The 6,127-nt window shown below is 71.3% G+C and carries 8 protein-coding genes; 2 read left to right on the top strand and 6 right to left on the bottom strand.

Features of this window, described 5'->3' with window-relative positions; genetic code table 11:
- Nucleotides 1–127: 127 nt before the first annotated feature.
- The 4 genes from ACZ4VT_RS09405 to ACZ4VT_RS09390 are packed head-to-tail and all read right to left on the bottom strand — an operon-like array spanning nucleotide 128 to nucleotide 2,581.
- Nucleotides 128–442, bottom strand: coding sequence for a hypothetical protein (locus ACZ4VT_RS09405; protein WP_467948015.1), 315 nt, complete (start codon nucleotides 440–442; stop codon nucleotides 128–130).
- Nucleotides 439–759 carry a hypothetical protein gene (locus ACZ4VT_RS09400; protein ID WP_467948013.1) on the bottom strand — a complete coding sequence of 107 codons (321 nt, stop codon included), beginning with the start codon at nucleotides 757–759 and terminating at the stop codon, nucleotides 439–441. The genes ACZ4VT_RS09405 and ACZ4VT_RS09400 overlap by 4 nt, the downstream gene beginning before the upstream one ends.
- Nucleotides 756–2,144 carry a hypothetical protein gene (locus ACZ4VT_RS09395; RefSeq protein ID WP_467948011.1) on the bottom strand — a complete coding sequence of 463 codons (1,389 nt, stop codon included), beginning with the start codon at nucleotides 2,142–2,144 and terminating at the stop codon, nucleotides 756–758. Before ACZ4VT_RS09395 ends, ACZ4VT_RS09400 begins: the two co-directional genes overlap by 4 nt.
- The gene (locus ACZ4VT_RS09390; protein ID WP_467948009.1) at nucleotides 2,141–2,581 is read right to left on the bottom strand and encodes a hypothetical protein; all 441 of its coding nucleotides are present in this window, start codon (nucleotides 2,579–2,581) and stop codon (nucleotides 2,141–2,143) included. The genes ACZ4VT_RS09395 and ACZ4VT_RS09390 overlap by 4 nt, the downstream gene beginning before the upstream one ends.
- A 1,101-nt stretch (nucleotides 2,582–3,682) precedes the next feature.
- Here ACZ4VT_RS09390 and ACZ4VT_RS09385 point away from each other — a divergent pair.
- Nucleotides 3,683–4,051 carry a hypothetical protein gene (locus ACZ4VT_RS09385; RefSeq protein ID WP_467948007.1) on the top strand — a complete coding sequence of 123 codons (369 nt, stop codon included), beginning with the start codon at nucleotides 3,683–3,685 and terminating at the stop codon, nucleotides 4,049–4,051.
- Nucleotides 4,052–4,116: 65 nt separating this feature from the next.
- The gene (locus ACZ4VT_RS09380; protein WP_467948005.1) at nucleotides 4,117–4,869 is read left to right on the top strand and encodes an ASCH domain-containing protein; all 753 of its coding nucleotides are present in this window, start codon (nucleotides 4,117–4,119) and stop codon (nucleotides 4,867–4,869) included.
- Nucleotides 4,870–4,901: 32 nt separating this feature from the next.
- Here the strand turns inward: ACZ4VT_RS09380 and ACZ4VT_RS09375 are convergent, their stop codons facing one another.
- On the bottom strand, nucleotides 4,902–5,615 hold the full coding sequence (locus ACZ4VT_RS09375) for a hypothetical protein (RefSeq protein WP_467948003.1): 714 nt from the start codon (nucleotides 5,613–5,615) through the stop codon (nucleotides 4,902–4,904).
- 65 nt (nucleotides 5,616–5,680) lie between these two features.
- Nucleotides 5,681–6,109, bottom strand: a complete 429-nt coding sequence (locus ACZ4VT_RS09370; protein WP_467948001.1) for a MarR family winged helix-turn-helix transcriptional regulator — start codon at nucleotides 6,107–6,109, stop codon at nucleotides 5,681–5,683.
- Nucleotides 6,110–6,127: the final 18 nt, after the last annotated feature.

Here is a 6,127-nt window from a genome sequence, read left to right as displayed (position 1 = left end):
CGCTGTCGCGCCCGTCCTCTCCCCCCCCCCACGGCCCCCGCCCCGTCCGGGCGGGGGCCGCGGCGTGTCCCGGGCCGGACCCCGGTGCCGGACCCCGGAACCGGCCACGCGGCCCGGTTCCGGGTCGTCAGACGGTCCGGGCGCGGAAGTACGCGACCGTCGCGAGCAGGAACGGCACGGCGAACCACCACCGGCCCATCGTCCGCCGGAACACGGGGGTGATGGTGATCAGCAGCCCGAGCAGGCACAGCACGACGGAGCAGTTGCCCATGAACCGGGCGTCGTCGCGGATCTGGTCGTACGGCGACTCGGGCCGCAGGGCCAGGGCGACGTAACAGGCGAACGCGGCGGGCGCGTAGAGCAGCACGAGCGGGACGCCGAGCACCCACTGCAGACAGCCCCGGTCCTCGGGCAGGTCGATGTCCTCGCGGGGGAGCCTCACGACAGCGTCACCATCCGGATCCAGGCGATCGCCCCGAGGAAGACCGGCGGGGCGAGCCACCACGGGCCCAGCATCCGGCGGACGGGCGGGACGAGGGTGAGGAGGAAGCCGGTCAGGCTGAGGCCGAGGGCGAGGAGACAGACCGCCGTCGTCCCCGCGTACCCCTGGTCGTCCCACTCGGCCGCCGGCCCGTAGCGCACCGCCGTGTAGACGAAGAAGGCGTCGAGCAGGTTGACGAGAGCGAGCGGGACCCCGACCACCCACTTGAGCCGGCCCTGGTCGCCGGGCAGGCCGACGCCCGCGCGCGGGTGCGTCATCGCATCGCTTCCTTCGCCTGGCCGAGTCCGTGCGTGAAATCATCGCCGTAGTTCTGGGCCTTCTGCGACTCCCAGTACGGGCCGCCGTTGTAGCGGGCGGCGATCTCGCGCATCTGGGCCTCGGTCAACTGATCGGCCGGTACGTCCGCGTACGCGGTCTCCGCCTTGATCTGGGCCAGGTGGCCGGCGGCGATGAACGCGTTCTGCCGGTGGTCCTGGAGGGACTCCTCCACCAGGGCGCGCTGGGCCTCCGTGAGGTGTGCGGGGTCGTATCCGAGGACCTCGGCACCGCGCCGCAGCTGGATGGCGATCGGCCCGAAGGAGGTCTGGTCGGGCACGCCGCCGAGCCGGTGGGGGAGGTTCTCGGGCGTGATCGGGCTCAGCGGGAAGGCGGCCGCGTGGCGCAGGTGGTCGGTGACGTCGTCGGCGTAGCCGGGCTGCCCGGAGATCTCGTTCCAGGCGATGCCCGCGAGCAGCTCCTCGGGCAGTCCCGCGTGCTCGGCGGCGGCCCGCAGGACCTCCTTGTTGCGGGAGATCCACCGGGCCTTGTCCCCGTCGCTCTCCGGCGGGTTCCAGTACATGTCCTCGCCCTGCGGCAGCCCGGCGATGTGCGTCCGGATGTCCTTGAGCTCCGGCGACATGTACGTGTCCCCGACCGTCCCGTGCACCTCCCGCTTCGGGCCGCTGCCCGGCAGATGCCTCAGCGGGCTGTTGCGCGCCTCCTCGCCCTCCCTGCGCAGGTCCGCCATGGCGGCGTACAGGTCGGGCCGTTCGCCGCCGCGGATGCGCAGCTCGGGCAGCAGCTCGTACGCCTGCTTCAGCGCGTGGACGCACGCCTCGCGCGCCTCCTGTTCGACCGTCCGGGCCAGGTGGAAGCTGCCGCCCGCGTCGTCGTGGAGCCGGTTCGCCTCGTCGCGGATGTCGTCCACGTCCAGGGTGACCTCGGCCAGGAAGTCGAAGACGCCGGTCGTCGCGCGCATGTCCTCCCACTGGCGCATCGGTTCCGCCTCCTGCGCGACCTTGGTGAGCGCGGAGCCCTTGGTGCCGATGAGCGAGGCCAGCGCCCGCTCCGACCGCGTGCCGTTGCCGTAGTGGGACTTGGCGGTGGTCAGGGCCAGGGCGTAGGCGTGCAGGGCGCTCGCGGCCTTGTCGAAGGCCTCGGCCATGTGCGTCACCAGCTCCCGGGCGTCGGTGAGGCGCGAGCGGTACGTCTCGCTCCCCTCGCTGTGCCACTGGGTGTGCCGCTCCGCCCGCAGGGCGGGTTCCTCGACCTGTACGAGGAGCTCGCGCAGCCGGCGGAACTCGTCGGCGTTGCGCTCGACGAGCGCGGGGTTGCACTCGGCGAGGAAGCGGACGCCCGCGTGGTGGCTCAGGCCGCCGCTCAACGGTCCTTGTCCTCCGGCTTCACGTACACGCCCGTCTCGACGACCATGCGGAGGAAAGAGGCGGCGGTGTCGTCGTCGACCCGGGCGAAGCCGGTGCCGGTGGTCTTCAGGCGGGTGGCCAGGCCGGCGAACAGCGCCACCGTGTCCGTGAACTGGTCGTCGGCGAACCGCGCGAAGCGCAGGGCCTGCGCCGCGACATCGGGGTGCGCGCGGGGCGCGCGGGCCATCGTGCTCGCGTCACCGTCGGGGCGCCCCTCGTGCAGGAGCGCGGCGATCTCGATCAGCAGGTTCGCGTTCCCGTTGATGGACGGAGCCCCGGCCACCAGGCCCCCGGCGGGCGCCGGCTGATGGAGGCGCAGGGGAACGGGTGTCTCCCCGGCCTGCGGCCCGGCCTGCGCGGCGGCCTTGCACTCGGCCCATTCCGCGTCGAACGTCATGACTTCCCCCCACTGTGGTGGTCATGCGCATGTTAAGTCGCCCCCGCCCCCTCCTGCCCCCGCCACCCCTCACCCCCAACGAGTTCGTCGAGCGTGCGGTCCAAGTGGAGGCGTTCCACGCGGCCATTGTTGCCGCGCTGCGTGCGGTGTCGGCCGGGACGTGGGGATTCGGGATGCGGTGACGTGCGGAGGGGGTTCGCGCCGGGTCGCGGGGAGCCGGGATGCGGTGGGCTTGGATGTCTGAAGACCTAAAGAACCGGGGGAAAGAACCAACCAACCCCACCAAACCCGGGACGTGTCGCTCGGATGGGTGAAACGTGGCAACTGGGCTGGATTGGGAAGGGGTTGGCGGGCATATGCTCGCCCCGACCACCTCAGACATGAGACGGCCCCCGGCGGGACGGGCATCCCGGCCGAGGGCCTGACCAACAAGGAAGCAAGACCTTCCCCATGGCTCCCCAGCACCTTAGCGCGCCGACGCGCTCAGCGGCCCGTGTTCGACCCGGGACCCCCCGATCCGGTGTCATTCACGTCAACACGCCGCACAGGCGTCGCTTCACCGTGGTGGGCAACCACCTCCTCCAGCACGCCGATCTGTCGGCGACGGCGATCGGGGTCGCCGCCTACATCCAGTCGCTGCCCGACGGGGCCCCCGTCGGGATCAAGGCGCTCACGGAGCGGTTCCGCGAGGGGGAGGTCCGGATCGCCTCCGCCCTGCGGGAGTTGGAGTGGCACGGCTACCTGGAGCGGCGGCGCGAGCGGCTGGCGACGGGGCAGGTGGTGACCCGGACGTTCTCGTACAACCGGCCGGGAGTTGTCGGCGCAGAAGATCCTGACCGCCCGCCGACTCCGGATGGGCCCCCATATGGCGATGGCCCGCCGTCTTCCGATGACCCGCCGCCGCCTCCTCCGGATGGTCCGCAGCCGCCGCCTCCTCCTCCTGCGGATGACCCGCCGCCGCCTCCGCTGCCGCCTCCGCTGCCGCCTCCGCCTCCGCCGGCTCCACTGCCACCGCCGGTCCTTGAGCCCTTGCCGGGGCCGGGGCCGGGGCCGGGGCCGGAGGTGCGGTCGGGTCGGGCGCGGGCGTTCGATGCTCTGCCCGTGCCGCGGGCGTTGCACCCCGGTGCGGCCGATCTGCTCGCCGGGCTGCGGCGCCACGATCCGCGGCTCCTGCTGGCCGAACGCGACGTACGTCGGCTCGTGCCGGGGGTGTCGGCCTGGCTGGAGCGCGGGGTCGACCCCGAGGAGGTGGCCCGAGTGCTGTCCGAGGACCTCCCCGAGTGCATGCGCGACCCCGCGTCCGTCCTCGCGTACCGGCTCGGCGCACTGATCCCACCGCATCTGCCGCCCGCCCCGGTGTTCCGGCGGCCCAGACGGCCGGATCCCCTCCAGAACTGCGACGGCTGCGATCGCGCCTTCCGGGCCCCGGCTCCAGGCCGTTGCCGCGACTGTCCGCCGGCCGCCGCCTAGTGCTGTGACCGGGAACGTTCACCAGGTTGCATGGCTTGGGGACGTGCATGAGTAGTGTCTGTTGGATGGACAGCACGATGCATCTGCCGACGGAAGAAGATCTGGAGCTGGTCGAGTTCGCCCAGCGCGTTGTTGAGGCCAACGGTGACGGTGAGGTGCACACGGTCGGGGCAGCCGTGCGAGACGCACAGGGCCGGATGTTCGGTGGCATCAACCTTTATCACTTCACGGGCGGACCTTGCGCGGAGTTGGTGGCGCTCGGGCATGCGCGCGCTGCGGGAGCACGTGACCTGGCGGCGATTGTTGCCGTCGGTGACACGGGGCGCGGCGTGCTCGCGCCGTGCGGCCGGGACCGGCAGGTCCTGCTGGACTACCACCCGGGCATCCGCGTCCTCGTGCCGGTAGCTGGCGGCATTCGCAGTGTCGCGGTCTCCGACCTTCTGCCTCATGCCTATGTCTGGGGGGAGCAGTCCGCAGGGTCCGACGGCGCGCTGCGCTCGACCGCGATACAGGCCCTGCATTTCCATCCCGCCTATCTCGATGCTGTACGCACCGGGCGGAAGACGACCACGGTGCGGTTCCGAGACCCAGTGGAGACAGGCCCGGTGAACATGGTGTTCGAGTTGGATGACGAGGTGGTGCTGCCGGGTGTGATCACGGAGATCACTTCCAAAAAAGTTGCCGAGTTGACCGAGGCGGACGCCATCGCCGACGGGTTCCGCGATCTTGCCGAGCTGCAAGACAGGCTGCGGTTCCACTACCCCGACATCAAGTCGACCGATGACGCCACCATCGTTCACTTCCGTCTGACGAGTTGACTGGACCCGCCAACAAGTGCACGAGCTGGCGATCAGCCTTGATCATGCCGCTCCTTGCAGGAGGCGTCCTCCCCACGGACGCCCTTCTCGCTGCGCATGCGGGCGCGTTCGCGTCGCTGTGCGGCCAGGACGTCGGGGTGGCGGGCGTTTCGGTTGCGCCAGCGCAGGTGGGCGTGCAACGCCGCCCAGGTGTGGTCGATGCCCTTGCGACACCGGGTGACGCCCCACATCTGGTCGTCGCCGACCGAGTAGCGGCCGTGGAGGTAAGTGATGCCGTGGGTGCGGCGGTAGGTGGCCGGCAGTCGGTCGGGGACGGTCTTCTTCTGCCCAGCAGGAGCCGGCGGCGGGCGGATGTCCAGCGGGCCGAACTCGTCGAACGCGAACGTGCGGTCGGGCCGCTCGTTGATCGCGTACTCGATCCGCTCCAGCTTGGCGTCGAAGTCCGGGTCCGGGGACTCCTTCCAGGTCTTCGTGCGCTGGAAGGAGATCACGCGGCGAGTCAGTAGGCACCGCAGGGCCTCGCGGCCGGTCCTGATCGGCCGGGCGAGGTTCCGCCGTAGGTGATCGGTGCGCTTGCGGATCGACCAGCGGGTGAGGGGATTGCCCGGCTTGGTGGTCGGGTGGTGGCAGTCAGCACGACGAAGTCCCCGAGCGGTGTCCTCGTCCGCCTGCACCAACCGGGCGATCACCGGGCGCGTGCTGCCGCCGGCCGAGGCCAGCACCATCAGCGCCCGACGGAACCGCACCGCGTTGGCACTTCCCCGCCGCACGAGCACAACGAGCAACCCGGCAACCCTTCCCGATCACAGCACTAGGGGGAGGTGACGGCCTGTTCCAGGAGGGCGTGCAGGACGCGCTGGTCCTGGGGGGTGAGGCCGGACAGGGGGGAGTCCACGGCGAGGAGGGCGAGGAGGCGTTCGCGCAGTGCGGTGCCCTCGGTGGTGAGGACGAGGAGCTTGGCGCGGCGGTCGGTGGGGTGCGGGTGGCGCTCCACCAGACTCTGCTTCTCCAGCTTGTCGACGACGAAGGTCGTGTTGGAGGGCTCGCAGCTCATGCGCTCGGCGAGCTCCCGCATGGTCATCGGCCCGCTCATCTCCCGCAGTGCGGTCGCCTGGGGCGCGGTGAGGCCGAGGGTGGCGGCGCGCTCCCGTACGTGCTCGGCGATCCGCTGGGCCAGTCCGTTCACCAGGCCGCACAGCTGGCGCTCGGCGATGACCTGCTGCTCGGGGGAGGTCGTCATGCCACCACCCTAGCAAGT

This window comes from Streptomyces sp. NPDC029164 (assembly GCF_055563995.1).
The sequence above is the reverse complement of the archived record's forward strand: the minus strand, read 5'-3'. Positions and strand labels throughout refer to the sequence as shown.